Raw genomic sequence first — 26,997 nt, 5'->3', positions numbered from 1 at the left:
CCTTCACTTTGCCCGTGTCAGCGCCAGCCAGATGCCGCCGCCGATCATGAAGCCCCCGGAGATGCGCGACATCATGCGCGTGCGACGCGCCGAGAAGAATTTTCGGGCGCGGCCGGCGGCAATGGCGTAGAGCGCATCGGTCACGACGGCCGTGACCATGAAGGTGGCGCCCAGCAGCGCGACTTGCGGAAAGTGCGGCTGGTTCATGTCCATGAATTGCGGGATGAAGGCGCCGAAGAACACCAGCACCTTCGGGTTCGACAGCAGCACCAGAAAGCCCTGCAGAAAGAAGCCGCCGCGCGGCGGCGGTGGCGGTGCATCGACATCGACGCCCTCGACCGGCGCCCAGACCAGCCTGATGCCGAGCCAGATAAGATAAGCGGCGCCGGCAAAGCGCACCCAGTCGAACCAGTAGCCCATCGTTGCCATCAGCGAGGTCAGGCCGACCGCGACGATGCCGATGACGATAGCAAGGCCTGCCTGCGCGCCGGCAACGTTGGTGAGGGCTGCGCGGGTGCCGTGGCGCAGACCATTGGCGATAACGAGGGTGACGATCGGTCCCGGCAGCAGCGCCAGCGCAATGCAGGCGGCGACGAAGGCGAGATAGGCTTGCATGGACATCATGGGGAGGACTCAGCTGCGGTTTGTGCGCATTAATGCATGACGGCGGCGGGAACGGAAGCTCATCTCCACTCATCGTTATTGCGGGGGAGGGCCGAGGTGCGGCTCCCTCCAAGTGACAGCGGCGGTTGACATGCAACCATTTGGTTGCCTATTATCCCGAGCATGGATGAGGTCTTCAAAGCGCTCGCCGACGCATCACGACGGTCGCTGCTGGACAGGCTTCACGCCAGGAACGGCCAGACCTTGAACGAGCTATGCGAAGGCCTGGCGATGACGCGTCAGGCCGTGACCAAGCACCTTGTCATTCTCGAAGAAGCCAACCTCGTCACCACCATCAGACATGGCCGCGAGAAGCTGCACTATCTCAACCCCGTGCCGATCCATCAGATCGGCGAACGCTGGATCAGGAAATTCGAGCGCGGCAAGCTCGCTGCGCTCAGCGAGCTGAAACGTCAGTTGGAGAAGCGCGATGAGTAAGCCGGAGTTCGTCTACGTGACCTATATCGAGACCACGCCCGAACGGCTGTGGGAGGCGCTGACCGACAGCGCGTTCAGCAAGCAATATTGGTTCGGCGCCGAGGTCCGGTCCGACTGGAAAGTCGGCTCGCCCTTCGCGCTCCTGCTCGACGGCGAGGTCACCGATTCCGGCGAGATCCTCGAGGCCGATCCGCCACGCCGACTGGCCTACAGCTTCAGGCACCACAAGTTCGAAGAGCTGCGCGGCGAGCCAACGTCACGCGTCGTCTTCACGCTCGAGCCCTTTGGCGCGCTGGTGCGTTTGACGGTAGTGCATGATGGGTTCGTCGAAGGCGGCAAATATCTTGGCGCGATCTCCAATGGCTGGCCCGCGATCCTGTCCGGGCTAAAGAGCCTGCTGGAACGAGGCCAGGTGCTCGCCATTCCGCGCGCAGCTCTCAACAAGGGATTCGACGCAAAATGAACCTCGATCAATTCAAGCCGCTGACGGTCTACACGATCTACATCGCCTCGACGCCGGAGAAGGTGTGGGAGGCGCTGACCTCGGCGGAATTCAGCCGAAAATACTTCTCCGGCTTTGCGGTGGAGATGGAGCCGAAGCTCGGCGGCAGTTTCATCGTGCGCACGCCCGACGGCTCCGAGCACATCCGCGGCGAAGTGTTCGAATACGATCCGCCCAGGAGGCTCACCATGAGCTGGAACGTCAATTGGCCCGACCTCGTGGAAAAGCTCGGCACCACCATCGTCACCTATGAGATCGAGTTAGCTGGCGAAGCCGTTCGCCTCACCTTGAGCCAACGCCACGACCGCGAGCTTAGCGAGGACATCCTTTCCGGCGGCCGCACCGGCTGGCCTGCGATCCTCTCTGGATTGAAGAGCCTGCTGGAGACAGGCAAGGCGCCCCATATCGAGATGTCTCCGCCGGTGAGGTTGTTGGAAGCGCTGAAGGCGATGGGGATCAAGGTGCCGTAAACCACGGCTGTCGTCCTGGATGATCAAAGCGCAGATCCAGGACCGATGACCACCGAAGCCGATTTGGCGAAGGCTCATCATCATCCGTCCGCGCCGAAACTCCTCCCTAATGGGTCCTGGCTTTCGCCAGGACGACTACAGTGGAGACACCACCAGCCGCCGGTACAGGTGCCAGGTCGCATGCCCCAGTACCGGCAGCGTCACGACCAGCCCGAGAAAATAAGGCAACGCCGAGACGATCAGCAGCATCACGATGACCGCGGCCCAGCCGATCATCGGCAGCGGGCTGGTCACCACCGCACGCACGCTCGTCACCATGGCCGTGACGAAATCGATGTCGCGGTCGAGCAGCAGCGGAAACGACACCACGCTGAGCGAGAACAGGATCAGCGACAGCACGGCACCGACTGCGTTGCCGATGCCGAGGAACAGCAGGCCCTCATTGGTGGTGAGCACCACCGTCATGAATTCCTGAAGGCTCGAGAACGAAGCATTGAGGCCGAGCAGCAGCGCGATCAGGAGCCGCACCTGGTACATCCAAACCACGAACACGAACAGCGTCACGAACGCCATCCAGCCGATCTCGCTGCGCGAGCGCACAGCCGACCAGACCGCGCCGAAGGACACGGGTTCGTCGCGCTCGCGGCGGCGGCTGACTTCGTAGAGACCGATCGCGACGAACGGCCCGATCAGGGCGAAACCGGCGGCCAGGGGATAGACGAGGTAGACCATGCCGAAAGCGGTGAGGCAGAGCATGATGGCGATGCCGCCGCCAGCATAGAGCGCACCGAAGCAGAGGCCGTAGAGCGGCATCGCCTGGAAATCGCGCAAGCCCTCGACCAGCGCCTCGGCGATGTCGGTCGCCGCGACGGGACGCACCACCGGATCGACCTTGCCTGAGATGGACATCAGCATCCTCCCTCACGCGATCTTCGCCGCGTGTTGTCGGGCTGATGTTAGCGCGCCCCTGCGGTCCTTGCACGCGCGAGTTGGGCGGTCGAAAAATACCGCTGCGATTTCGCTTGAAACGCGACGCGCGTCAGGCGCGTAGTGTGAGCAGAAGGGCCACAGCGAGATTGGCCGCGAACAGAGCCGCGTCGATGACGAAGATCCTGAGCATCGGGCCCTTCAGCACCGGCCAGTACGCCACGCCGACGCGCCCTCCCCGCATCAAGACCGGAACGTTGTAGACGAACTGGCTGAAATGGCAGCCGGCGAAGAACAGGAACAGCGCGAGTTGTGCCTCGATCGGCTGGAAGAAGGACGGACGCGCGACCAGCAGATAGAGCGACAACAGTCCGATCGGCAGGTTCATTCCGCCCAGGAACGCCACGCTGGCGGCCAGGGTCGGCGCGATCGGATTGCTGCGCTCTTCCCGTGGCAGCAGGATCTTCAGCGTGTTGGTTTGCGCGATGCTGAACTGGACGAAGGCGCCGACGAACCAGAGCGTGTTGAGAAGCAGAACGATATCCGAAAGGCGCATGGTCATTTTCCGTAGAAGGCTTCGCTACGCACCACACGGCCCGCATCGTCGAAGTCCATGAATTCGCTGGCGCGCGTGTCGCCCAGCTGCCACCACACCGTCAGCCGCGCGATGGTGTCGTCAAAGCTCCAGCTCAGGATCTTCAGATCAGCGCTTTCGATGTGGCCATAGGCTTTCCGCCAATAGGCACGGATGTTCTCTGCGCCGGTGACCGTGGGAGAGCCCGTCAGCGTGAGGGCGAGAGGACTGCGCATCTGCGCATCGTCGGCGAAGTGCCCGACGACCGCGTCGATATCCACCTTGCGCCAGCTCGCGCACCACGCCGCGACGAAGGGTTCCGCGGACGCGCGATTCATTGCCTGTGCAGTCATGACACGGCCCTCCCCTGGCTCGTTGGCCGGGAAAGTGGCAAAGCCCGCGCCTCATGTCAACTATATTGACTTGAGAATTCGTCAGTTGTTGTCGGCGATGGCCTCCATGACGCCCATCCAGGCCGCCGCGCCCGATGACCCGACGCGATCGAACGCCTCGCGCAGCACCTTGCGTTCGTGGTCCGACGCCCTTTGCTCGATGCGTCGTCCCGCTTCCGTGAGGCGCAGCAGTTTGGAGCGATGCTGCTCGGGCGAACGCTTCGAGGTCAGCAACTTGCGCTCCAACAGCAGGTTGAGCGGCCGGTTGAGGGCTTGCTTGGAAATGCCGAGGACCTCGATCAGCGCGCCGATCGCGATGTCGGGCCGGCGCGCCACCACGTAGAGGATGCGATGGTGCGGACGCGAGAGGCCCTGCTTGGCGAGATAGGCGTCGGCCTCCAGCGTCATGCCGCGCCAGCCGTAATACATCAGCTCCAGCGCCGTATCGAGATCGTGCAGCTTCGTCAACGAGGCGCGGTGAAGCCCTGCAGCTTGAGAGCTCTTTGCCATGGTGGGACGCTAGCCCAAGGCCCGCAGCTCGCGCCGCAGCACCTTGCCGGTCGCGGTCATCGGCAGCGTTTCCGCGAACGCGACGAAACGGGGATATTCGTGGGCGGCGAGCTGCACCTTGACGAACTCCTGGATCTCGCGCGCGAGCGCGTCGCTGCCGGTGAAGCCGGGACGCAGCACGATCCAGGCCTTGATCGATTCGGTGCGGATCGGATCGGGAATGCCGACCACCGCCGCCATCGCCACCGACGGATGCTTCATCAGCGTGTGCTCGATCTCGGACGGGCCGACGCGATAGCCGGCGGTGGTGATGACGTCGTCCTCGCGGCTCACATACCAGAAATAGCCGTCCTCGTCCTGCACGCCGAGATCGCCGGTGAGCAGAAATTCGCCGGCATATTTCTTCGCCGTTGCCTCGGGATTGCGCCAATATTCCAGCATGGTGACGGGGCACGGCTGGCGCACGCCGATGATGCCGCGCTGCCCGCGCTTCTGCTCCTCGCCCTTGTCGTCGACAATGCGGACGTCGAAGCCCGGCGTCGCCTTGCCCATCGCGCCGGGGCGGATCGGAAACAGGTTCGAGTTGCTGCCGATCACGAGATTGCACTCGGTCTGGCCGAACACTTCGTGGGCGTCGATGCCGAAGGTCTCGCGCACCCAGCCGAGCAGTTCGCCGCCGAGCGATTCACCGCCGGTGAAAATGCTTCGCAGCTTGACACCGGAATGCCTTACGCCGGCCTGCCGCATCAGCTTCAGCGCCGTCGGCGGCAGAAAGACGTTGCGCACGCCGAGATCGGCCATCATCTGCATCGCCGCCTGCGGCTCGAATTTGCGCGCGCGATGTCCGACCAGGGGAATGCCGTGATACCAGAACGCCAGCAGACCGTTGACGAGGCCGCCGATCCAGGCCCAGTCCGCCGGCGTCCACATGAGGTCGCCCGGCCGCGGCAGGAAGTTGTGACACATCTCTACATTCGGCAGGTGTCCGAGCACGACGCGGTGCGCATGCAGCGCACCCTTGGGATTGCCTGTCGTGCCCGAGGTGTAGATGATCAGCGCGGGATCGTCGGCGGAGGTGTCGACGGTCGTAAAGTCCTCGGACGCGGTTTCGATCGCTGGCCAGAACGGCTTTGCGCCGGCATGGACGGCGCCGCTCGTGACGTAGATGTCCTGCAAATAGGGCAACCGTTCGCGGATCCTGGTGAGCTTCTCCCAGCCCGCCTCATCGGTGATGATGGCCCTTGCTTGCGAATTCGACAGGCGGAATTCCAGCGCGTCCTCGCCGAACAGCGCGAACAGCGGGATCGAGATCAGCCCCGAGCGAAACGCCGCCATATGCGCGATCGGCAATTCCAGCGACTGCGACAGGAACACCGCGACGCGATCGCCACGCACAAGGCCATCCGCCTTCAGCACATTAGCGAAGCGGCGCGACATCTCGGCGATTTCGTCGAAGGACGTGCGCGTGGTCGCGCCCTTCTCGTCGACATAAACAAGCGCGAGGCGGCCCGTGCCGTCGGCATGGCGGTCGCAGCACGCCTCCGCCATGTTGAAGCGCGCGGGGATGTCCCAGCGGAAATTGCGATAGAGCTCGTCGTAGGTTGCGGCTTCGGTCAGCATGGCTGCGTCGTTTCCATGGTCTCGGCGGTCATGGCCGGACTTGTTCCGGCCATCCACGTTCTTGCTTCTTCGGCCTAGTCTAAGCTCGTGGATACCCGGGACAAGCCCGGGCATGACGGCTGAGTGCGTGGCTACCGCACTGTCGCAAAGAATTTGCGCACATCCCGCACGAACAGCTCCGGCTGCTCGAAGGCGGCGAAATGGCCGCCCTTCTCCATCTCGCTCCAATGGGTGATGTTGGGGAAGTTCGGCTCCATCCAGCGCCGCACCGGCGTGATGATCTCCTTGGGAAACGAGGCGACGCCCGTCGGCACCTTCACGACCGGCGTCGTCCGGCGCTTGCCGAAGCTTTCCCAATAGAGCCGTGCGGAGGAGGTCGCCGTCTCCGTCGCCCAATACAGCATGACGTTGTCGAGCAGCTCGTCCCTGGTGAAGATATTCTCGGGATGGCCCTCGCAATCGGTCCAGGCCCAGAACTTCTCCAGGATCCAGGCGGCCTGCCCGCTCGGCGAATCCGTCAGGCTATAACCGAGCGTCTGCGGCCGCGTCGATTGCTGCTTGGAATAGCCGGAATCGAGATCGATATAATGCTTGAGGCCGGCGAGCGCGCGCTTTTCCTCCGCCGTCGGCTCGCCTTCGATGCGCGGCGGCGAATTGAATGACAGCGTGATGTGGATGCCGGCGCAATGCGCGGCGTCCTGCGCGCCGAGCGAGGTCGTCACCGCCGAGCCCCAATCGCCGCCTTGCGCGCCGTAGCGCGCATAGCCGAGGCGCTCCATCAGCTTCGCCCAGGTCGCGGCGATGCGGTCGACGCCCCAGCCGGTGGTCTTCGGCTTGGCGGAGAAGCCAAAGCCCGGCAGTGACGGGCAGATGACGTGAAACGCATCCGCGGGATTGCCGCCATGCGCGGCGGGATCGGTGAGCGGCGCGATCACCTTCTGGAATTCGACGATCGAGCCGGGCCAGCCATGGGTGATGATCAGCGGCAGCGCGTTTGCTTCTTTCGAGCGGGCATGGATGAAATGGATGTCGAGCCCGTCGATCTCCGTGGTGAACTGCTCGAAGCGGTTGAGCTTTGCTTGGCGCGCCCGCCAGTCGTAATCACTGGCCCAGTAGCGGCAGATCTCCTGGATCCACTGCAGCGGCGCGCCCTGGCTCCAATCGTCCACCAGCTCGGCCTCCGGCCAGCGCGTACGGGCGAGGCGCGACTTGAGGTCGGCGAGGACGTCATCGCTGATGGCGATGCGGAACGGTTTGATAGCGGTCATCGGCGGCCTCCCCTTGTTCTTGTTGTCATTCCGGGGCGCGCGTAGTGCGAACCCGGAATCCATTTCGCTATGGGATCGGCGGCCCAATAGATTCCGGACTCGACGCTTCGCGTCGCCCCGGAATGACGACCTAGCCTGACAGCGCCGCCTTCACGAGACCTGACGCCTTGCCGAAATCCATCTGCCCCGCGTACTTCGCCCGCAGCACGCCAATCACCTTGCCCATGTCCTTGATGCCGGCTGCGCCGGTTTCGGCGATGGCCTCAGAGATCGCCTTCTTCACCTCATCGTCCGCCATCTGCTTCGGCAGGTACGCCGAGATCACCGCGATCTCCTCGCGCTCCTGGGCGGCGAGCTCGGCACGTCCGCCCTTGTCGTAGAGCTCGACCGCCTCCTGGCGCTGCTTGATCATCTTCTGCAGCACCGCCAGCAGGTCGGCGTCCGACAACGGCGGCTTGCCGCTGCCGCGGGCGTCGATGTCGGCATTCTTGATGGTCGAGTTGACCATGCGCAGCGTGGACAGCTTGCGCTCGTCCTTGGCCTTCATGGCCTCCTTGACCGCATTGTTGATGTCGTCACGCAGCATGTCGGGATCCTCTCGAGATATCAGGCCTGATCTAAGCCGTTCGCGGGCCAGAGGCCATACCGGAGCGGCCGCCGGTTCATTGTTTCCCTGCCGGAGGTCGAAATGGCTCAAAATTGCCGGTTCCGGCCTAAGTGGCTGGAGCCGCCCGTCAAATATGCAAAAACGCATGTGAATCGGGCCTTTCCCGCTTTGACGGCAGCGTTTGCTGGGACTATGAAACGCGCTCATGACACAACATGACAACGATATCGCTTGGCCGGACCACAAACCGACCGCGCTCCTCGTGCTTGCCGATGGCACAGTGCTCGAAGGTTTCGGTCTCGGCGCCGAAGGCCACGCCGTCGGCGAGGTCTGCTTCAACACTGCGATGACCGGCTATGAGGAAATCCTCACCGATCCGTCCTATGCCGGGCAGCTCATCACCTTCACTTTCCCGCATATCGGCAATGTCGGCACCAACGATGAAGACATCGAGACGGTGAACATGGCGGCGACGCCCGGCGCGCGTGGCGTGATCCTGCGCACCGCGATCACGGATCCCTCGAACTACCGCGCCACCAAGCATCTAGACCAGTGGCTGCGGGCGCGCGGCATCATCGGCCTCTCCGGCATCGACACCCGCGCGCTGACCGCGCTGATCCGCTCCAAGGGCATGCCCAACGCCGTGATCGCGCATTCCAGGACCGGCGAGTTCGACCTGCATGGCCTCAAGGAAGAGGCGCGGGAATGGCCGGGCCTCGAAGGCATGGACCTCGTGCCAATGGTCACCTCCGGGCAGCGCTTCACCTGGGACGAGACGCCCTGGCTGTGGGACAACGGCTTTGGCCGCCAGGAGAAGCCGGAGTTCAACGTCGTCGCCATCGACTACGGCATCAAGCGCAACATCCTGCGCCTGCTCGCCGGCGTCGGCTGCAAGGTGACGGTGGTGCCGGCAACGACGTCGTCCGAGGACATCCTGGCGATGAAGCCGGACGGCGTGTTCCTGTCGAACGGTCCGGGCGATCCGGCCGCGACCGGCAAATATGCCGTGCCCGTCATCCGGGACGTCATCAAGTCGGGCACGCCGACCTTCGGCATTTGCCTCGGTCACCAGATGCTCGGCCTCGCCGTCGGCGCCAAGACCAAGAAGATGCATCAGGGCCATCACGGCGCCAACCATCCGGTGAAGGACGAGACCACCGGCAAGGTCGAGATCACCTCGATGAACCACGGCTTTGCCGTGGACGAGACGACGCTGCCGAAGGGCGCGACGCAAACCCACATCTCGCTGTTCGACGGCTCCAATTGCGGCATTCAGCTCGACGGCAAGCCGGTGTTCTCGGTGCAGTACCACCCCGAGGCCTCGCCGGGTCCGCGCGACTCGCACTATCTGTTCCAGCGCTTTGCCGATCTGATGCGGCAGAAGAAGAGCGCGTAAGGCGCACTACAGCTCTCGTGCCCCCGGCGCAGTGCAGCGCGCCGCTCTTTGCGGCGTGATGCGCTGCTGAACCGGGGCCCATGCTGAGGTTTCTGGGTCCCGGCTCAGCGACGCACCGCTTCGCGCTGCACGAGACCGGTTCAGGAACGTCTGCTCCCGCTTCAATATTGTCTCCGCACCTTCGTGTAGCAGGAGCCCACCCATGTCCGTCGTCCGCGACAAGGCCGAGCCGCTTGCCATCGTGTTCGAGGATGACGGGCTCGTGCCGAACAACATCCTTCCGTTCCTGGTCTACCAGGCCGCGGTGATGCTCGATCCCAAGCGTCCCGAAGAGACGATCGAAAACCTGTTCGAAGCCAACGGCTGGGGCGGCACGTGGCGCAACGGCGTCTACGACTATCTGCACTATCATGCGACCGTGCACGAAGTGCTCGGCGTCGCGCGCGGAAGTGCGCGGGTCCGCTTCGGCGGCGATCAGGGCCAGGAGCTTCAGGTCAAGGCCGGCGACGTCGCGATCCTGCCCGCCGGCACCGGCCATCAATGCATCAAGGCTAGTGAGGATTTCTGCGTGGTCGGTGCCTACCCGCCGGGCGCGAAGATGGAGATCACGCGGGCGACGGCCGAGAACCACGCCAAGGCGCTGAAGACGATTCCGCAAGTCGCGCTGCCGCCAGCCGATCCCGTGACGGGAGAGGATGGGGCATTGATGCGGTTGTGGCGGTAGCTACAAGCGCGGTGCCGTAGGGTGGGCACACCAATCGCGATGAATGTAGGGATAGATGGTGGGCACGGCGCGCAAGAAGCGCGCCTTTGCCCACCCTACGGCAGCTCGGCTTTACGCCGCGTTGCTGCCTTCCTGCCGCGTTGCTTCGAACAGGAACCAGGTGCGGCGCTCGGTCTCGTCGATGAAGTTCTCGAGAATGCTGGCGCTGGCGACGTCGCCGGCCTCGTCGCACACGTCGTGCGCTTTGCGCATCGCCGCGGCGACATGCTTGTTGTCCTGCATCAGCTCGCGCAGCATCTCGCGCGGCGGGACGTAGTCCTCGTTGTTGTCCTTGATGGTCTGGAGCTTGGCGACCTGGCCGATCGATTTCAGCGTGGTGCCGCCGATCTTGCGGACGCGCTCGGCGAGTTGGTCCGTGGTGGCGAAGATCTGGTCGGACTGCTCGTCGAGCAGCAGATGGTAATCGCGGAAGTGACGGCCGCTGATGTGCCAGTGGAAATTCTTGGTCTTCAGATACAGCGCGAACGCGTCGGCCAGAAGCACGTTGAGCGCCTCCGAGACCTTCTTGACCCCATCGGGCGACAGATCGGTGGGGGTGTCGAGATCGGGCGAGACCTTGTTGTTGGTTTTGCTCACGGGAGACCTTCCTGTTAGACGCGGACATTGACGGCGGGCCGCCGCACCCCTAACGCAAGGCGGGCAGCGCCGGTTCCTAGATAGGAACCGTTGGGTCGGGATACCATGGACGATTGGATCGATTATTACGACTCCACGCATACGATCTATGTCAGCAAGCTGCATCGCGACTTGCACTTCCAGATCATCGCGCGGGACATCATCGGCTATATCCCCTCCCCCGAGGCGGTGGTGCTGGACTATGCCTGCGGCGAGGCGCTGTCGGCGAGCCAGGTGGCAGCCGCCTGCGGCAAGCTGATCCTGGCCGAGCCCGCCCCCGGGGTGCGCGGTCGCCTGATCGCGCGTTTCGCTCCGAACACCAAGATCCGCGTCCGCTCGCTCGACGACGTCCGCAAGATGCAGGACCAGTCGATCGATCTCGTCGTGATGAACTCGGTCGCGCAATACATGACGCCGGAGGAGCTAGACGGCGCCCTCCTCAACATCCGCCGGATCCTGAAGCCCTCCGGCAAATTGGTGCTCGGCGATATCCTGCAGCCCAATGTCGGCATGGTCAGGGACGTGATGGCGCTGCTCAGCTTCGGCCTGCGGCACGGCTTCCTGAAAGACGCGCTGGTCGGGCTGATCAGCACCGCGCTGTCGGATTATCGCCAGCTGCGCACGCGGATCGGGCTCCAGCGCTACAGCGAGGACGAGATCACGGCGAAGCTGACAGCGGCCGCGTTCGCGGTCCAGCGCGCCCACACCAATATCGGCCACAATCGCTGGCGTATGACCTTCATCGCACGACCACCTCTGGTTTATTAAGCATAAGTGCTAGCGGAGGTGGCCTCGCCCGCCTCCGATCGGTAATGATCGTCCCGGCCCGGTGGCGGAAGCGTCTACGCGAGGGCGGTGCAACGCTCTACATCCTGGTTCAAATCCAGGCCGGGTCTCCACGCTTCGCCCCTTCTCGGCTATGCGTGGCGCAGCCGCGCGAGGCCCGCAGGGGCGAAGCGTGTCCGGCGTAGCTGGAGCGAAGCGGAAGCGAAGACGGGCGGACCGCCCCCAAGCAGCCCACCCTCCCCAACCCGCCAAAATTGCCGGTTGATGGGCGTTTTTCGGGGTTTCGCCGCCCCAAAAACTGGTCTAAGACCCACCCGCGCGCGAGGGAAAACCCCGCGCTCTCGCACAAGGGGACGCGCGGCAAGCGCGCCCTTTTTTTGTGCCAAAATTCCACTTCGGCGAGAGTTGATGCCCAAACGTACAGACATCACCACCATCCTGATCATCGGCGCCGGCCCCATCGTGATCGGCCAGGCCTGCGAGTTCGACTATTCGGGCACCCAGGCGGTGAAGACGCTGAAGGAAGAGGGCTATCGCATCGTCCTCGTCAATTCCAACCCGGCCACCATCATGACCGATCCGGAATTGGCGGATGCGACCTATATCGAGCCGATCACGCCCGAGATCGTCGCCAAGATCATCGAGAAAGAACGTCACGTCATTCCCGGCGGCTTTGCGCTGCTGCCGACCATGGGCGGCCAGACCGCGCTGAACTGCGCGCTGTCGCTGCGCCGGCAGGGCACGCTGGAGAAGTTCGACGTCGAGATGATCGGCGCCACCGCCGATGCCATCGACAAGGCCGAAGACCGCCAGCTCTTCCGCGAGGCCATGACCAAGATCGGGCTCGAGACGCCGAAGTCGCGGCTCGCCAACGCCTCCGAGCTGAAGAAGTCTTTCCGCGACAAACACCAGGCCGAACGTGCGAAGCTGTCGGGCGCAGCTCTCGAAGAGCACGACCGGCAGTGGACTCTCGGCGAGAGCGAGCGTCGCAAGCGCTACCAGGAATATGCGTTCGGCCAGGCCATGATGGCGCTGTCCGAGATCGGACTGCCCGCGATCATCCGCCCCTCCTTCACGATGGGCGGCACCGGCGGCGGCATCGCCTACAACAAGGAAGAGTTTCTCGACATCATCGAGCGCGGTCTCGATGCGTCTCCGACCAACGAAGTGCTGATCGAAGAGTCCGTGCTCGGCTGGAAAGAGTACGAGATGGAGGTGGTACGCGACAAGAAGGACAATTGCATCATCGTCTGCTCGATCGAGAACCTCGATCCGATGGGCGTGCACACCGGCGATTCCATCACCGTGGCGCCGGCGCTGACCCTGACCGACAAGGAATACCAGATCATGCGCGACGCCTCGCTGGCGGTGCTGCGCGAGATCGGCGTCGAGACCGGCGGCTCCAACGTGCAATTCGGCGTCAATCCCGAAGACGGCCGCATGGTCGTCATCGAGATGAACCCGCGCGTGTCGCGCTCCTCCGCGCTGGCCTCGAAGGCCACCGGCTTCCCGATCGCCAAGGTCGCCGCCAAGCTCGCGGTCGGCTACACGCTCGACGAGATCGCCAACGACATCACGGGCGGCGCGACGCCGGCTTCGTTCGAGCCGACCATCGATTACGTCGTCACCAAGGTGCCGCGCTTCGCCTTCGAGAAATTCCCGGGCGCATCGACCACGCTGACGACGTCGATGAAGTCGGTCGGCGAAGTCATGGCGATCGGCCGCACCTTCCAGGAAAGCCTGCAGAAGGCGCTGCGCGGACTCGAGACCGGACTGACCGGCCTCGACGAGATCGAGATCGAGGGCCTCGGCCGCGACGACGACAAGAACGCGATCCGCGCCGCGCTCGGCACGCCGACGCCGAACCGGCTGCTCCAGGTCGCCCAGGCCATGCGGCTCGGCTGGTCGAACGAGGACATCTTCAATTCCTGCAAGATCGACCCGTGGTTCCTCGGCGAGATGCGCGGCATCGTCGATATGGAGGAGAAGGTCAGGAAGAACGGCTTGCCTGGCAATGCCTTCGGCATGCGCACGCTCAAGGCCATGGGCTTCTCCGACGCACGGCTGGCGGTGCTCGCCGAGACGACGGAAGCCGAGGTGACGGCGAAGCGCCATGCGCTCGGCGTCCGTCCCGTCTACAAGCGCATCGACACCTGCGCCGCCGAATTCGCCTCTCCCACCGCCTACATGTATTCGACCTATGAGGCGCCGTTTGCGGGCGCGCCTGCGGACGAGAGCACCCCGTCCGACAAGAAGAAGGTCATCATTCTCGGCGGCGGTCCCAACCGCATCGGCCAGGGCATCGAGTTCGACTATTGCTGCTGTCATGCCTGCTTCGCGCTGCATGACGCCGGCTACGAATCCATCATGGTCAACTGCAACCCGGAGACGGTGTCGACCGACTACGATACTGCCGACCGGCTCTATTTCGAGCCGCTCACTGGCGAGGACGTGCTGGAGATCATCGACAAGGAGCGCAGCAGGGGCACCCTGCACGGCGTGATCGTTCAGTTCGGCGGCCAGACCCCGCTGAAGCTGGCGCGCGCGCTGGAATCCGCTGAAGTGCCGATCCTCGGCACTTCGCCCGACGCCATCGACTTGGCCGAGGACCGCGACCGCTTCAAGCGCGTGCTCGACAAGCTGCGGCTGAAGCAGCCCAAGAACGGCATCGCCTATTCGGTCGAGCAGGCGCGGCTCGTCTCCGCCGATCTCGGCCTGCCGCTGGTGGTGCGCCCGTCCTACGTGCTCGGCGGCCGCGCGATGCAGATCATCCGCGAGGAGAACCAGCTCAACGACTATCTGCTCGGTACCCTGCCGGAGCTGGTGCCGGCCGACGTCAAGGCACGCTATCCGAACGACAAGACCGGCCAGATCAACACCGTGCTCGGCAAGAACCCGCTGCTGTTCGACCGCTATCTGTCGGACGCCACGGAAGTCGACGTCGACTGCCTCAGCGACGGCAAGGACACCTTCATCGTCGGCATCATGGAGCACATCGAGGAAGCCGGCATCCATTCCGGCGACAGCGCCTGCTCGCTGCCGCCGCACTCGCTCGATGCGAAGATGATCGCGGAGCTGGAGCGGCAGACCCGCGAGCTCGCGCTCGGTCTCGACGTCGTCGGATTGATGAACGTGCAGTACGCCATCAAGGACGGCGAGATCTACGTGCTCGAGGTCAATCCGCGCGCCTCGCGCACCGTGCCGTTCGTCGCCAAGGTGATCGGCACGCCGGTCGCGAAGATCGCGGCGCGCATCATGGCCGGCGAGAAGCTCGCCGACTTCAAATTGAAGAAGGCCGAGCTCAAGCATGTCGGCGTGAAGGAGTCCGTCTTCCCGTTCGCGCGCTTCCCCGGCGTCGACACCGTGCTCGGCCCCGAAATGCGCTCGACCGGCGAGGTCATGGGTATCGACGGCTCGTTTGCGGTAGCGTTCGCCAAGAGCCAGCTCGGCGGCGGCACCCGGGTGCCGCGCAAGGGCACGGTGTTCGTCTCGGTGCGCGAAAGCGACAAGACGCGTATCGCCGAGGCCGTCCGCGAATTGCATGCGCTCGGCTTCAAGGTGCTGGCGACCTCGGGCACGGCGCGCTTCCTGACCGACCAGGGCATTCCGACCGAGAAGGTGAACAAGGTGCTGGAGGGCCGGCCGCACATCGTCGACGCCATCACCAATGGCGACGTCCAGCTCGTCTTCAACACCACCGAAGGCCCGCAGGCCCTCGCCGACAGCCGTTCGCTGCGGCGCGCGGCCCTCTTGCATAAAGTGCCGTATTACACCACTCTTTCCGGGGCCGTGGCGGCCGCGCAGGGCATCCGCGCCTATTTGGGCGGGGACCTTGAGGTTCGTACCCTGCAGAGCTACTTTTCGGAAACCTGATCGCAAGCGGCGGCGAAGCCTCCGCTAAGTGATTGGCGATGAAGCCACAATGGCCAAAGGAACTGTCCGGCCATGTGGGTGTTCTGTTCCGGCGCTAAGCCCATATCTGTCAACGTCCGGCGGCCCATGTGTCGAGCCCCGGAAAGACCGACGAATCAAGGTTGGGCGCTCCTTCGTGTTCTGGAGCGCGCGACCGAAGGACGAGAGAGAAGATGGAAAAGGTTCCGATGACCCAGGCCGGCTTTGTCGCGCTCGGGGAAGAATTGAAGAAGCGCCAGTCGGAGGATCGTCCGCGCATCATCGAGCATATCGCGGAGGCGCGCTCGCACGGAGACCTGTCGGAGAACGCGGAATATCATGCCGCGAAGGAAGAGCAGTCCCACAATGAAGGCCGCATCGCCGAGCTCGAGGACAAGCTCGCGCGCGCCGACATCATCGACATCTCGAAGCTCTCTGGCGACACCATCAAATTCGGCGCCACCGTGACGCTGGTCGACGAAGACACCGAGAAGAAGACGGTGTGGCAGATCGTCGGCGAGGTCGAGGCCGACGCCAAGAAGGGCCGCATCTCCATCACTTCGCCGCTCGCCCGCGCGCTGATCGGCAAGAAGAAAGGCGCCACGGTCGAGGTCAACACGCCGGGCGGCGCCAAGGCTTATGAGATCACCAAGGTGGAGTGGCGGTAAGAGTTTGCCGCTTACGTTGAGACGCAAAAGGCCGCGCGCTGCGCGGCCTTTTATTTTGGCGTGCGCGCCAAGGGTGTGGTGAACCCATGCTCTCACCACGCGTCATTGCGAGCGTAGCGAAGCAATCCAGAATCTGTCCGCGGAGGCAGCCTGGATTGCTTCGTCGCAAGAGCTCTTCGCAATGACGGGGGCAGGAGCAGCAGCGCCCTTCACTCTTGTGTCCCGGACAAGCTGCAACGCTTCGCGTTGCGGCTCTGAGCCGGAACCCAGCGTTGCGGCGCACATCGCTGCTGCATGGGCCCCGGCTCTGCAGCGCACCGCCAAAAGGCGCTGCGCCGCGTCCGGGGCACGAGAGCGAAGATTTACCTCCGTCCCTTCACCTCGAGCGGCACGGCCGCCTCGTATTTGGAATTGTGCAGCACCAGCGAGGTGCGCACGTTGCGGACGTGGGGCGCGGCGGTGAGGTGGGTGACGAAATCCTGGAACGTCGCCATGTCGGGGGCGACGCATTTCAGGATGAAATCGACCTCGCCCGACAGCATCCAGCATTCCCGCACCAGGGGCTCGGCGCGGACGAAGGCCTCGAAGGCGCGCAAATCCGCTTCGGCCTGGCTGGACAGGTGAACGGCGGCGAACACGGTGACGTCGAAGCCGAGCTTGCGGGCGTCGAGGAGACCCCGATAGCCGTGGATGTAGCCCTCCTCCTCCAGCGCCCGGACGCGGCGCAGGCAGGGGGGCGGCGAGATGCCGACGCGCTTGGCCAGTTCGACATTCGTGATTCGACCGTCGGCCTGAATCTCGGTGAGAATCTTCAGGTCGATCTCGTCTAGGTTCCGCGACACGTGATTGGAACTCCTGGCCTTTGCGGCGGTATTGCGTGGCTTGTCGCAATCCTCATACCGACTCCGCACGCCCAGCGCAATTTTATTGCGCGTGCAGCGCAATCGACTTTTGTTCCTTGTTGGAAAAATCCGCCGATAGGGAATGCAATTCTTGCATAGCTCACGAGAAGGCTTAGATTAGCTCTGATATTTCAGCGCCTCCGCGAGGCCTCCCGGCACGTTCCGCGTCCGCGCTGCAAAATCCCCCGTGAAAGGCGTCCATCGAAATGTCCGCTCCTGTTCATGCAAAGGTCGTTGTCATTGGCTCCGGCCCCGCCGGCTACACGGCGGCGATCTACGCCGCGCGCGCGATGCTCGAGCCAATCCTGATCCAGGGCATCCAGCCGGGCGGCCAGCTCACCATTACCACCGACGTCGAGAACTATCCGGGCTTCGCCGACGTGATCCAGGGCCCCTGGCTGATGGAGCAGATGGAGAAGCAGGCGGTCCATGTCGGCACCAGGATCGTCACCGACCTGGTCACCAGGCTGGACACGTCGCAGCGGCCGTTCCGCCTCACCTGCGACTCCGGTGACGTCTACCTCGCCGACGTCGTCATCCTCGCCACCGGCGCGCAGGCGCGCTGGCTCGGGCTGCCGTCCGAGGCGAAATTCCAGGGCGGCGGCGTCTCGGCCTGCGCCACCTGCGATGGCTTCTTCTACCGCAACAAGGAAGTCGTGGTGGTCGGCGGCGGCAATACCGCGGTCGAGGAAGCGCTGTACCTCACCAACCATGCCTCGCAGGTCACCATCGTGCATCGCCGCGATCACTTCCGCGCCGAGCGCATCCTGCAGGAGCGTCTGTTCAAGCATCCAAAGATCAAGGTGATCTGGGACTCCGCCGTCGACGAGATCTGCGGCACCGAAAACCCGAACAAGGTCACTCATGTGCGCCTCAAGAACGTCAAGACCGGCGCGCTGACGGACGTGAAGACCGACGGCGTTTTCATCGCCATTGGCCACGCCCCGGCAACCGAGCTCGTCAAGGACACGGTCAAGCTCAAACGGTCGGGCTATGTCGAGGTCGCACCGAACTCGACCGCCACCTCGGTGCCCGGCCTGTTCGCCGCCGGCGACGTCGCCGACGAGACCTATCGCCAGGCCGTGACGGCCGCCGGCCTCGGCTGCATGGCCGCACTCGAAGCCGAACGTTTCTTGGCCCTTCGCGCCAGCGAGCGCGCGGCAGCGGAATAGAATCATGCCCCGAACACGCGACGGATTTACGGATATGGACTGGGACAAGCTGAAGGTGTTTCACGCAGCGGCGGAAGCGGGCAGCTTCACGCATGCCGGCGAGCAGCTCGGCCTGTCGCAATCGGCGGTGTCGCGCCAGGTCTCGGCGCTGGAGCAGGAGCTCTCGGTCTCGCTGTTCCATCGCCACGCCCGCGGCCTGATCCTGACCGAGCAGGGCGACCTGCTCTTCCGCACCGCGCATGACGTGTTCATGCAGCTGCAGGCGGCGCGCGCCAAGCTCACCGACAGCCGCGAGCGGCCGAGCGGCGACCTCAAGATCACCACGACGCCCGGCGTCGGCATCAATTGGCTGATCCCGCGGCTCGGCGAGTTCACGGCGCTCTATCCCGAGATCCGGATCTCGCTGATCGTCACCGACGAGGAGCTGGATCTGTCGATGCGCGAGGCGGATGTGGCGATCCGCACCCGCAAGCCGACGCAGCCGGATCTGATCCAGCGTAAATTGTTCGCGATGGGATTCCATGCCTATTGCTCGCCGGAATACATCAAGCGCTTCGGCACGCCGCGCACGCTGGAGGAGCTCGACTCCCACCGCATCATCACGCTCTCTGACGGCAACTTCGCGCCGCATCTGCAGAACCGCAACTGGCTGGTCGAAGCCGCGCGCAACGGCTCGGGTCCGCGCGAGGCTTACTTCAAGGTCAACAACATCCTCGGCCTCGTGCGCGCCTGCCAGCAGGGGCTCGGCATCGCAGCGCTGCCCGACTATCTCGTCGAGGAACAGAGCAAGCTGGTGCAGCTGTTCGGCGAGTCCGATTCGATCCAGCTCGACACCTACTTCGTCTATCCCGAGGAGCTGAAGACGGTCGCGCGCGTGCAAGTGTTCCGCGACTTCGTGGTGAGCAAAGCACAGCGCTGGCCGTCCTGATTTCCGCATGACTGACATGCGGCCTCGGCTGTTGCTGCAAGGCGCTCGTCAAGCCCATACTGTTTGCACGCTGAGCCTTCGCGTTGCGCATTTGTCCCCCTCCTCCAGTGGCGCGGGTGTTCAGTAATCCCTCTTGGAAGGTGATTGTGTCGGCCTCACGTGGCCATACCTAAGCCGGGCCTTCGGGTCCGGCTTTTTTTTCTGCCGATTCAGGCCTTTCGCCCTGCGCGTGTATTGACAGTTCCATGTCTACCCCGCATCATTTGCAAATGATCACGAAGTCGTGCGCACGCGTTTCGAAAAAAGGTCCCCATCCGGGGACCTCGGAATGTTGCGCGCGCTAGACCGGCTTCGTCATCGCTGCAAATCCCGAAAACCCCGCCGCCTGGACGGGGTTTTTTCATGTGCCCTCCGTCTCAGGTGTTTTTCCCGAGAAGGAGATGGAAACATGACCGGACTACGCGACCAATTGCACGGGCTGTGGCTGCCGCTGGTGACGCCGTTTCGCGACGGCCGTCTCGACGAGATCTCGCTGCGGCGGCTGACGCGGCATTATTGCGGACAGGCCGTCGACGGCTTCATCCTGGGGGCAACCTCCGGTGAAGGCATGACGCTGCGCGAGGCCGAGCTCGAGCGCCTCGTCGCCATCGTCCGCGACGAGATGGCGGCCGGCCGCAGGACGTTGCCGATCTGCCTCGGGCTCTCGGGCGCCGACACCTCGCGGCTGCAGGATCGCCTCGACGAGACCGCGGACTGGCCGATCGACGGCTACCTGATCGCGAGCCCCTATTATTTGCGCCCCTCGCAGCGCGGATTGCTCGCGCATTTCGAGGCACTGGCCGATCACGCGGCCTGGCCGATTGCGCTCTACAACATTCCCTATCGGACCTCGGTGAACATCACCAACCAGACGCTGCTGCGTCTGGCCGAGCATAGGAATATCGTCGGCCTCAAGGATTGCGGCGCGAGCCGCGAGCAGTCGATCGCGCTGCTGCGCGACAGGCCGAAGGATTTTCGCGTGCTCACCGGCGAGGACGCGAACTATTTCGAGGCGCTCACCGACGGCGCCGACGGCGGCATCGTGCTCTCGGCCCATGTCGAGACCGCGACGTTTGCGGCGGTCCATGCCGAGCTCGAGCGCGGCAACCGCGATGCGGCGCAGGCGCGCTGGCAGGAGGTCGCCGAATTGACGCGGCTGCTGTTCACTGAACCCAGTCCCGCCCCAGCAAAGTACTGGCTGTGGCGCAGCGGCCTGATAGACAGCCCCGAGGTGCGCCTGCCGATAGTGGAGGTGAGCAGCGAGCTCGCGGCTACCATCGATCGCGAGATCGAGCGACGGATGCAGGTCGCGGCGTAATCTTTCCACTCGTCATTCCGGGGCGCGCGGAGCGCGAGCCCGGAATTCATTCATTCACCAGCTCTGCCGCACGATGGATTCCGGGCTCGCGACTTCGTCGCGCCCCGGAATGACGGCGGAGGGAGCGACGCAGCTCGCCACACAGTTAACCGCTCCCAAACGGCCTTCGCTCCTGCCGCATGACGCATCCACGTCTCGTTTACGCACTGGGGCCTATCGTTCTCGCAAAGGACCTTCTGGAGGGGGAATGATCATGGGACATCGTACCCGGCCGACGGCCGCGAAAGAGTTCGCGCCGGCTGATCTGTTGCAGGGAATTCTGGTGGTGTCGTCGTTCGGGTTCTGGGCCGTGGTGCTCGGCCTGATGCCGGTGCTGCTGTTCCGGGTCTGGCTCGCCTGACCCAAACGGGAGAGTGGATGGTTAATCCGTGGTAGCGGCCGCGCTCAAATGCGCGGGCAGGCGCGAGCCGGATTTTTAAAACATCGTTGCTATCACTAACGCCATAAGCGAAGAACTCGCGGGGGCGTTTGTGAATAATCATCATGAGATGGCGTCGCATTACGACGCCGGACAGCAGAGCTTTACCACCGAAGACATTCTCTGGGCCGTCGGCATCTGGTCGGTGATCCTCACCCTGTCACCGGTCATCGTGTTCTACATGCTGATGGTGGCCTGACCGCTTCAGCACATCCCAAAAACGAAAACGCGCGGCTCGTCCGCGCGCTTGTCGTCCGGGGAATGAACAATGAAATTAGGCAGCCTGCTTGTGCATTGCGCCGGATGCCGACGCCGTGCCGCGAATGGCCTTCACTGAACGCTCGATCGCCGCCCACAGCCTCGCGATTTCCTGAGCCGCACGGCTCTCGGCCTGGTACTCGCGCGCGCCTTCGCCGTGGCTGAGCGCCATCAACAAATCGGAACGGTTGGTGATCTGGCCGCCCCACACCGGGGCGCGGAATTTCGCGAGCGCTTCGCGGGCGATGGTGACGATCGGGCTTTCGGCCTCGTCGCGCTTGGCCGGCGCACCGTTGAGCACGACCGCGTAGGGCTTGCGCGCGGCGCGGCACATCTGGATGGTCTCCTGCACCGCGTTGACGTCGAACACGCCGGGCCGCGCCGGAATGATCACCATTGTCGCGTTCCTGATCGCGTCGTCGACGACGGCCGACAGGTTCGGCGGCGTGTCGATCAACACCCATTCATAACCGTCGCGCTTGGCTGCGGAGACGATGCCGCTGACTGAGTTCACGGCCGCCTTGATCGGCGGTTCGTTGGTGCCGCGCAGCTTGTGCCACAGCGTGAGCGAGCCCTGCGGATCTGCATCCACGAGCATGACCTGCTTGCTCGCCTTGATCTGTGCGGCAAGATGTGCGGCGAGGGTACTCTTGCCCGAGCCGCCTTTACGCGATGCAAAAACAATGACGTTCATACCTTCGGCCTCCAGATTGACCCCGTGGCGCGAAAATGAATCAGCGCGCTGATTCGTGAAAGAAAAATTTATCGGCAGCTGTCTTGCCGCCACGAAATAACAGGGGGTGTTGGCTTTTGAGTCACACTGTTGCGTGGGACGGCGCGGCTTGCGCAGGTTTGTGTGCGCTTTTTGAGCAGCGGCGGGACAAAGTGGAATGCAACCTTGCCGGGCAAGCCGCTTTGCGGCTCTTTTCCATCCCGCGCGCTCGCAATAGTCACGGACGTGCGCGGGCCGGCGCGAACAAAACGAGTCCGGCGTCACACTTCGTCACTCCGCGCGAAGGAAAGCAGACGCCGGGTTTCAAGCAGGGAACGTGGCTCGCGCTCAGCTTGCCTCGGATTTCTTCTTCTTGGTCGCCTTTGCCGCCGGCTTGGTGCTCTTCCTGGCATGGGGCGTGATGTGGGTCGGCTTGCCGGCGCGGGCCGCGCCGGGCTCGGGTCCGCGGCGGAAGAACACCGCACATTGCGGCGAGAGCTGCGCCTTCTTCTTGATCATGCAGGCGGTGATGGCATCGACGTTCGGCACGAACTCGCCGCACAGCCGCATCGCATCGGGCGTGCAGGCCTGCTGCTCTTCCTGCGTATAGGCGAAGGCGGCGCCCGGCTGGATCAGGACGCCGAGGGCAATCCCGAGGGTTGCAGCGGCCAAGGATGTCTTCAAGCGAAACGCCGGCATCGATTCCCCCAAATGTCGAACAGAAAGGAATGATGGGTGAACGGGCGTTCGTTGGCAACCGAGGGGGGATGCGAAAGGTGAGAGCTGTGCGGTCTCGGCAACAGGGCGGGCGGCCGAGCGGCTCGCCCCGCGGCCGCAGCCGAAATTTCGAGTCCCTCCAAACCAAACCGCGAAAACAACCCCATGCACAGTAGGCAACCCATTGCAAACACTCAGCCTCCAAATCTTAGGATTTTTCGAAGCCGGATTTGACCCGTCGGGCAAAACAATGGCATGATGGCAGCCTCAAAAGACGCGTGGGTGGTCGGACTGTCTCCTGCGCTCGGCAGAAGCGAACGGGAGCGGAGGCGATCACATGCAGAGGAATGAGGCGGAGCTGCCGCTTTCGGGCGTGACCGTGGTCTCGCTCGAGCAGGCGATCGCGGCGCCGCTGGCCAGCCGGCATCTGGCCGATTGGGGCGCGCGGGTGATCAAGATCGAGCGGCCCGGCACTGGGGATTTCTGCCGCGACTACGATCATGTGATGAACGGCATGTCGAGCCAGTTCGTCTGGACCAATCGCTCCAAGGAGAGCCTAGCCATCGACATCAAAAGCCCCGAGGGGCGCAAGGTGCTCGACGCGCTGCTGCCGCAGGCGGACGTGTTCATCCAGAACTTGGCGCCCGGCGCGGCGGAGCGGCTCGGCCTCGATGCCGCGTCGCTGCTGCAAAAATTCCCGCGCATCATCGCCTGCGACGTCTCGGGCTATGGCAGCGGCGGCCCCTACAGCGACAAAAAGGCCTATGATTTGCTGGTGCAGTGCGAAGCCGGCGTGCTCGCCGTCAACGGCACCGAGGCGGAGCCCGCCAAGGTCGGGCTATCAGTGGTCGATATCGCGACCGGCATGTACATCCTCAACGGCGTGCTGATGGCGCTGTATCGCCGCGAGCGGACCGGCAAGGGCACCGCGTTCCAGGCCTCGCTGTTCGATTCCATCACGGACTGGATGAGCTATCCCGCCTTCTACACTGAGAGCACGGGCCGGCCGCTGCCGCGCACCGGCGCGCGGCACGCGACCATCGCGCCTTACGGCCCGTTCCGCGTCGGCGACGGCAGCACGATCTTCTTCGGCATCCAGAACGATCGCGAATGGCGTTCGCTGTGCAACATCGTGCTCGGCGACACCGGCTTCGCCGACCATCCTAACTTCCGAACCAATCCGCTGCGGATGCAGAACCGGACCGATCTGGAGGCGCATATCGAGCAGCACTTTGCCTCATTGACCGGGGACGAGGTGCTGCGGCTGCTGGATGAAGCTTCGATCGCGAATGCGCATCTGAACTCGGTCGAGGCCTTCCTGAAGCACGAGCAGCTGCATGCGCGCGGGCGCGTGCAGAGCGTGGGATCGCCGTGCGGGCCGGTGACGAGCTTCCTGCCGGCGCTCACCATTCCCGGCGTGACGCCGCGGATGGACCCGGTGCCTGATGTGGGCGAGCACAACGAGGCCATCCTGCGCGAGCTCGGCCTTGGCGGGGAGAACTGACGATGGCCCCGCTGCGGCCGAGCCGGGCCTATCTGGCTGTTCCCGCGCATCGCGCCCGTCTCGTCGCCAAGGCGGCGGCTTCAAACGCGGATGCGGTGTTCATGGATCTCGAAGACGCCGTGCCGCCCGCCGAGAAGGGCGTTGCGCTGGAGGAAGCGGTGCGCTCGCTGTCATCGCTCGACTGGGGCGAAAAGCGCGTCGCGGTCAGGCTCAATGCCGTCGACAGCCCGTTCATCGCGGATGAGATCCGCACGCTCGCGGCCCTGCCCCGGCTGGACGCGGTGATCGTGCCGAAGGCGGAGCGTGCCGGCGACATCGTCGCCATCGCCGATCGCTTCCACGCCGCCGCGCCGGACCGCGCCGCGCCCGTCGCGCTCGACCTGCTGATCGAGACCGCGCTCGGCCTCGTCAATGTCGACGCGCTCGCCGCCGCGCACAGAAGCGTCGCCGCGCTGCATCTCGGCGTCGGCGACCTCGCGGCCTCGCTCGGCGCCCGCACCTCCGACATCGGCATCTCGCCGGATGGCTACCGCCAAGTCGGCTCCGCGCAGAGCGGCTATGCCTCGGCACCGCTCGACCTGTTCGCCTATCCCATGATGCGCGTGCTGGTGGCCGCGCGCGCCTTCGGCCTGCGCGCCATCGACGGCCCCTGCGGCGCGTTCCGCGATGCCAGGCTGACCGAGGCCAGCGCGCAAAAGGCCGCCGCGATGGGTTTTGACGGCAAGCAGGTGATCCACCCTGATCAGATCGAGCCGACGCTGCTCGCCTTCACGCCGTCTGAAGACGAGCTGGCTCAGGCGCGGCGCGTGGTCGAGGCCATGGAGAGCGCGGAGGCGCAAGGCCAGGGCGCGGTGACGCTCGACGGCAAGATGATCGACTATGCCAATGTGCGGATGGCGCGGCGGATCATCGAGCTGGGATCTTAGCCAGGGCAATCGCAGCAGAGAGCTATTCCTGCGGCCATCCTTCGAGACGCCCGCTTTAGCGGGCTCCTCAGGATGAGGACGGAGTGCGTGGTTTGCAACTTATAAAGGCACCGAGGCTGATTAGCCTCATCCTGAGGAGGCGCGTCAGCGCCGTCTCGAAGGACGAGGCGTGCGCACCGGCCGCCACTACAAGTCATATGCGATAACCCTGGAGTTTCGAGCGCGCATGGCCACCTTGCTGATCGTCGCGCCGGTGTTCGCGCTGATCGCGGCCGGCTATGCATCGGTGCTGTTTCGCTTCGTCTCCGAGGGCGCGCACAAGGGCATCAGCGAATTCGCCTTCAGCATCGCGATCCCCGCGCTGCTGTTCCGCACCATCGTCGTCTCGGAATTCCCTGATGTCAGCCCCTACAGGATGTGGGGCGCCTATTACGGCGCGCTCGCGATCACCTGGCTCGCGGCGATGGCGGTCTCGGCGCTGCTGCGCCGGCAGCGCGCCAGCGGCGAGGACGGCGTCGTGTTCGCGATCGGGTCGGTCTACGGCAACATCGTGATGCTCGGCATCCCGCTCGTGCTCTCCGCGCTCGGCAACGAGGCCGCCGGACCGATGGCGCTGATCCTGTCGGTGAACACGCCGCTGCTGTGGCTGTGCGGCACGCTGCAGATGGAGTTCGTCAGCCGCAAGCACAACGGATCGATGCTTTCGATCATCTGGCCCGTGATCGCCGACCTTTCGCGCAACCCGTTGATGCTGGCGATCGGCTTCGGCGTGATCTGGCGCTTCACTGGCCTGGGCCTCACCCCCGTGGTCGACCGCACCATCGAGCTGCTGGCGCAGGCGGGCTCGCCGACCGCGCTGATCGCGCTCGGCATCAATCTGTTTCGCTTCGAGGTGAAGGGCGAGAAGCTGAGCATCCTGGTGATGTGCGCGCTCAAGCTCGCGGCCATGCCGGCAGCCGCCTTCGTGCTGGCAAGACTGTTCGACCTGCCGCCGGTCGCCGCCGGCGTCGTCGTGCTGTTCGCGGCGATGCCGACGGGCGCGAACGCCTACATCTTCGCGGTGCAATATCAGCGGCTGGTCAACCCTGTCTCAGGCGCGGTGGCGCTGGGCACGCTGCTGGCGGCGGTGACGTTGCCGGTGGTGGTGTGGGTGGTGACGCGGTGAGGCGTCCGGGGCTTTGCGGGTGACGCCCGCACGGCCTCGCCGCGCCGAATTGCCAATCAGCGCAGGCCGAAGAACGAGAGCACCGCAGCAATTACCACGATCAGCCCGATGATATAGATGATACCGTTCATAGCTCAGCTCCCTCAGCGTTATCAGTCCTGCCGCAGCTAGAAACACCCAAGGGCTTGGAAAGGTTCGCCGGTGCTGGCGGCCGTTTTCTTCCAGTAGCGGGGAACGAAAGCTGACGATCCCGCTTCGCCGGGTTGGAGCCCCTCGCAAGCACCACCTCGACGATTTTGCCTTTACACGCAAAGGTCGCTAATCTGCCCTGATACGTGTTGCAGGGAGGGTAACATGGCACAGCGCGAAGACATGCTCGCATTGGTCAGGAACGCCTACGCCGCGCGCGACGGTGATGACGCCGAGGGCCTGGTGACAGCCTTTCATCCTGAGGGCGCGTTCACCTTGATGGGCGACACGAGCGCGCTCGAACTGACAGGAAGCGTACAGGGGCACCTGGCCCTGCGAGGGGCTTTCAGTCAATTCATTAAAGACTTCGGCTTCGAAGGTCGCGAGATCCTGGCCGAGCTGGTCGACGGCGATCGCATCGCCATCCATTCCCGCCTTGTCGTCCGATATCGTCCAACCGGAAAGACGTTCAGCACCGAGCTGCTGGACCTGTTCAGAATTCAGGACGGCAAGATCATCGAGCTGATCGAGTTTGCGGATACGGCGCAGGTCAAGGCGATGATTTCCTGAAGGCCCGT

29 protein-coding genes and 1 tRNA gene are annotated in these 26,997 nt (G+C 64.2%); 18 read left to right on the top strand and 12 right to left on the bottom strand.

All coding sequences use genetic code 11. From position 1 onward, the window contains the following. Positions 1–3: 3 nt before the first annotated feature. Positions 4–624, bottom strand: a complete 621-nt coding sequence (locus tag BCCGELA001_RS07100; RefSeq protein ID WP_083543310.1) for a LysE family translocator — start codon at positions 622–624, stop codon at positions 4–6. 162 nt (positions 625–786) lie between these two features. On the opposite strand from BCCGELA001_RS07100, the gene BCCGELA001_RS07095 reads away from it, so the two are divergent. From BCCGELA001_RS07095 to BCCGELA001_RS07085, 3 genes are read left to right on the top strand one after another with little or no spacing between them, the layout of a single operon-like run. Next, positions 787–1,101: an ArsR/SmtB family transcription factor gene (locus BCCGELA001_RS07095; protein WP_008544842.1), complete on the top strand. Its 315-nt coding sequence runs from the start codon at positions 787–789 to the stop codon at positions 1,099–1,101. Then, on the top strand, positions 1,094–1,564 hold the full coding sequence (locus tag BCCGELA001_RS07090) for an SRPBCC family protein (RefSeq protein ID WP_008544840.1): 471 nt from the start codon (positions 1,094–1,096) through the stop codon (positions 1,562–1,564). Before BCCGELA001_RS07095 ends, BCCGELA001_RS07090 begins: the two co-directional genes overlap by 8 nt. After that, entirely contained in the window at positions 1,561–2,073 is a 513-nt protein-coding gene (locus tag BCCGELA001_RS07085) for an SRPBCC family protein (RefSeq protein ID WP_060734924.1), read from the top strand. The genes BCCGELA001_RS07090 and BCCGELA001_RS07085 overlap by 4 nt, the downstream gene beginning before the upstream one ends. A 135-nt stretch (positions 2,074–2,208) precedes the next feature. Here the strand turns inward: BCCGELA001_RS07085 and BCCGELA001_RS07080 are convergent, their stop codons facing one another. From BCCGELA001_RS07080 to BCCGELA001_RS07050, 7 genes are all read right to left on the bottom strand, one after another. After that, positions 2,209–2,982, bottom strand: a complete 774-nt coding sequence (locus BCCGELA001_RS07080; RefSeq protein ID WP_060737528.1) for a DUF2189 domain-containing protein — start codon at positions 2,980–2,982, stop codon at positions 2,209–2,211. 130 nt (positions 2,983–3,112) lie between these two features. Further along, positions 3,113–3,556, bottom strand: a complete 444-nt coding sequence (locus tag BCCGELA001_RS07075; RefSeq protein WP_060734923.1) for a hypothetical protein — start codon at positions 3,554–3,556, stop codon at positions 3,113–3,115. A 2-nt stretch (positions 3,557–3,558) separates the two neighbouring features. Further along, positions 3,559–3,927 carry a nuclear transport factor 2 family protein gene (locus BCCGELA001_RS07070; protein ID WP_060734922.1) on the bottom strand — a complete coding sequence of 123 codons (369 nt, stop codon included), beginning with the start codon at positions 3,925–3,927 and terminating at the stop codon, positions 3,559–3,561. 81 nt (positions 3,928–4,008) lie between these two features. After that, the gene (locus BCCGELA001_RS07065) at positions 4,009–4,476 is read right to left on the bottom strand and encodes a MarR family winged helix-turn-helix transcriptional regulator (RefSeq protein ID WP_060734921.1); all 468 of its coding nucleotides are present in this window, start codon (positions 4,474–4,476) and stop codon (positions 4,009–4,011) included. A 9-nt stretch (positions 4,477–4,485) separates the two neighbouring features. After that, positions 4,486–6,096 carry an acyl-CoA synthetase gene (locus BCCGELA001_RS07060; protein WP_008544825.1) on the bottom strand — a complete coding sequence of 537 codons (1,611 nt, stop codon included), beginning with the start codon at positions 6,094–6,096 and terminating at the stop codon, positions 4,486–4,488. A gap of 131 nt (positions 6,097–6,227) precedes the next feature. After that, positions 6,228–7,364: an epoxide hydrolase family protein gene (locus BCCGELA001_RS07055; RefSeq protein ID WP_060737527.1), complete on the bottom strand. Its 1,137-nt coding sequence runs from the start codon at positions 7,362–7,364 to the stop codon at positions 6,228–6,230. 130 nt (positions 7,365–7,494) lie between these two features. After that, on the bottom strand, positions 7,495–7,950 hold the full coding sequence (locus tag BCCGELA001_RS07050) for a GatB/YqeY domain-containing protein (RefSeq protein ID WP_008544809.1): 456 nt from the start codon (positions 7,948–7,950) through the stop codon (positions 7,495–7,497). Positions 7,951–8,176: 226 nt separating this feature from the next. Here BCCGELA001_RS07050 and carA point away from each other — a divergent pair, with 226 nt between their 5' ends. Next, positions 8,177–9,367: a glutamine-hydrolyzing carbamoyl-phosphate synthase small subunit gene (gene carA, locus BCCGELA001_RS07045; RefSeq protein WP_008544807.1), complete on the top strand. Its 1,191-nt coding sequence runs from the start codon at positions 8,177–8,179 to the stop codon at positions 9,365–9,367. A 202-nt stretch (positions 9,368–9,569) separates the two neighbouring features. Further along, positions 9,570–10,091 (top strand): cupin domain-containing protein, encoded by a 522-nt coding sequence (locus tag BCCGELA001_RS07040; protein WP_060734920.1) that lies wholly within the window; start codon positions 9,570–9,572, stop codon positions 10,089–10,091. Between the two features lie 111 nt (positions 10,092–10,202). Here BCCGELA001_RS07040 and BCCGELA001_RS07035 read toward each other — a convergent pair whose 3' ends face one another. Then, positions 10,203–10,727, bottom strand: a complete 525-nt coding sequence (locus tag BCCGELA001_RS07035; RefSeq protein ID WP_008544798.1) for a Dps family protein — start codon at positions 10,725–10,727, stop codon at positions 10,203–10,205. 105 nt (positions 10,728–10,832) lie between these two features. Between BCCGELA001_RS07035 and BCCGELA001_RS07030 the strand changes: the two genes are divergently transcribed. From BCCGELA001_RS07030 to greA, 4 genes are all read left to right on the top strand, one after another. Beyond that, complete coding sequence (locus BCCGELA001_RS07030; protein ID WP_008544796.1) at positions 10,833–11,534, top strand: class I SAM-dependent methyltransferase; 702 nt, start codon at positions 10,833–10,835, stop codon at positions 11,532–11,534. A gap of 55 nt (positions 11,535–11,589) precedes the next feature. Beyond that, positions 11,590–11,665, top strand: a tRNA-OTHER gene (locus BCCGELA001_RS37790). Positions 11,666–11,960: 295 nt separating this feature from the next. Beyond that, positions 11,961–15,425, top strand: a complete 3,465-nt coding sequence (gene carB, locus BCCGELA001_RS07025; protein ID WP_060734919.1) for a carbamoyl-phosphate synthase large subunit — start codon at positions 11,961–11,963, stop codon at positions 15,423–15,425. 212 nt (positions 15,426–15,637) lie between these two features. Then, complete coding sequence (gene greA, locus BCCGELA001_RS07020; RefSeq protein WP_008544783.1) at positions 15,638–16,111, top strand: transcription elongation factor GreA; 474 nt, start codon at positions 15,638–15,640, stop codon at positions 16,109–16,111. Positions 16,112–16,473: 362 nt separating this feature from the next. Here greA and BCCGELA001_RS07015 read toward each other — a convergent pair whose 3' ends face one another. Next, positions 16,474–16,953: an Lrp/AsnC family transcriptional regulator gene (locus BCCGELA001_RS07015; protein ID WP_008544781.1), complete on the bottom strand. Its 480-nt coding sequence runs from the start codon at positions 16,951–16,953 to the stop codon at positions 16,474–16,476. Positions 16,954–17,219: 266 nt separating this feature from the next. Between BCCGELA001_RS07015 and trxB the strand changes: the two genes are divergently transcribed. The 5 genes from trxB (at position 17,220) to BCCGELA001_RS37865 (ending at position 21,147) form a co-directional block, all read left to right on the top strand. Next, positions 17,220–18,185: a thioredoxin-disulfide reductase gene (gene trxB, locus BCCGELA001_RS07010; RefSeq protein ID WP_008544779.1), complete on the top strand. Its 966-nt coding sequence runs from the start codon at positions 17,220–17,222 to the stop codon at positions 18,183–18,185. Positions 18,186–18,189: 4 nt separating this feature from the next. Beyond that, complete coding sequence (locus BCCGELA001_RS07005) at positions 18,190–19,113, top strand: LysR family transcriptional regulator (protein WP_026312114.1); 924 nt, start codon at positions 18,190–18,192, stop codon at positions 19,111–19,113. A 448-nt stretch (positions 19,114–19,561) separates the two neighbouring features. Then, entirely contained in the window at positions 19,562–20,470 is a 909-nt protein-coding gene (locus BCCGELA001_RS07000; protein WP_060734918.1) for a 4-hydroxy-tetrahydrodipicolinate synthase family protein, read from the top strand. A gap of 253 nt (positions 20,471–20,723) precedes the next feature. Further along, positions 20,724–20,870 (top strand): hypothetical protein, encoded by a 147-nt coding sequence (locus tag BCCGELA001_RS38270; protein ID WP_193409765.1) that lies wholly within the window; start codon positions 20,724–20,726, stop codon positions 20,868–20,870. Positions 20,871–21,000: 130 nt separating this feature from the next. Continuing rightward, positions 21,001–21,147 (top strand): hypothetical protein, encoded by a 147-nt coding sequence (locus BCCGELA001_RS37865; RefSeq protein WP_158511610.1) that lies wholly within the window; start codon positions 21,001–21,003, stop codon positions 21,145–21,147. Between the two features lie 75 nt (positions 21,148–21,222). Here the strand turns inward: BCCGELA001_RS37865 and BCCGELA001_RS06995 are convergent, their stop codons facing one another. Together BCCGELA001_RS06995 and BCCGELA001_RS06990 are read right to left on the bottom strand one after the other, a co-directional pair. Continuing rightward, entirely contained in the window at positions 21,223–21,900 is a 678-nt protein-coding gene (locus BCCGELA001_RS06995) for a ParA family protein (protein WP_060734917.1), read from the bottom strand. 366 nt (positions 21,901–22,266) lie between these two features. After that, entirely contained in the window at positions 22,267–22,617 is a 351-nt protein-coding gene (locus tag BCCGELA001_RS06990) for a hypothetical protein (protein ID WP_060734916.1), read from the bottom strand. A gap of 355 nt (positions 22,618–22,972) precedes the next feature. On the opposite strand from BCCGELA001_RS06990, the gene BCCGELA001_RS06985 reads away from it, so the two are divergent. The 4 genes from BCCGELA001_RS06985 to BCCGELA001_RS06970 all read left to right on the top strand — a co-directional run bounded on the left by BCCGELA001_RS06985 (position 22,973) and on the right by BCCGELA001_RS06970 (position 26,989). Further along, entirely contained in the window at positions 22,973–24,139 is a 1,167-nt protein-coding gene (locus BCCGELA001_RS06985) for a CaiB/BaiF CoA transferase family protein (protein WP_008544764.1), read from the top strand. 2 nt (positions 24,140–24,141) lie between these two features. After that, positions 24,142–25,065, top strand: coding sequence for an HpcH/HpaI aldolase/citrate lyase family protein (locus tag BCCGELA001_RS06980; RefSeq protein WP_060734915.1), 924 nt, complete (start codon positions 24,142–24,144; stop codon positions 25,063–25,065). A 226-nt stretch (positions 25,066–25,291) separates the two neighbouring features. Further along, positions 25,292–26,230, top strand: a complete 939-nt coding sequence (locus BCCGELA001_RS06975) for an AEC family transporter (RefSeq protein ID WP_008544759.1) — start codon at positions 25,292–25,294, stop codon at positions 26,228–26,230. Between the two features lie 354 nt (positions 26,231–26,584). Further along, positions 26,585–26,989 (top strand): nuclear transport factor 2 family protein, encoded by a 405-nt coding sequence (locus tag BCCGELA001_RS06970; RefSeq protein WP_008544757.1) that lies wholly within the window; start codon positions 26,585–26,587, stop codon positions 26,987–26,989. Positions 26,990–26,997: the final 8 nt, after the last annotated feature.

Source organism: Bradyrhizobium sp. CCGE-LA001 (assembly GCF_000296215.2).
GTDB lineage: Bacteria > Pseudomonadota > Alphaproteobacteria > Rhizobiales > Xanthobacteraceae > Bradyrhizobium.
The sequence above is the reverse complement of the archived record's forward strand: the minus strand, read 5'-3'. Positions and strand labels throughout refer to the sequence as shown.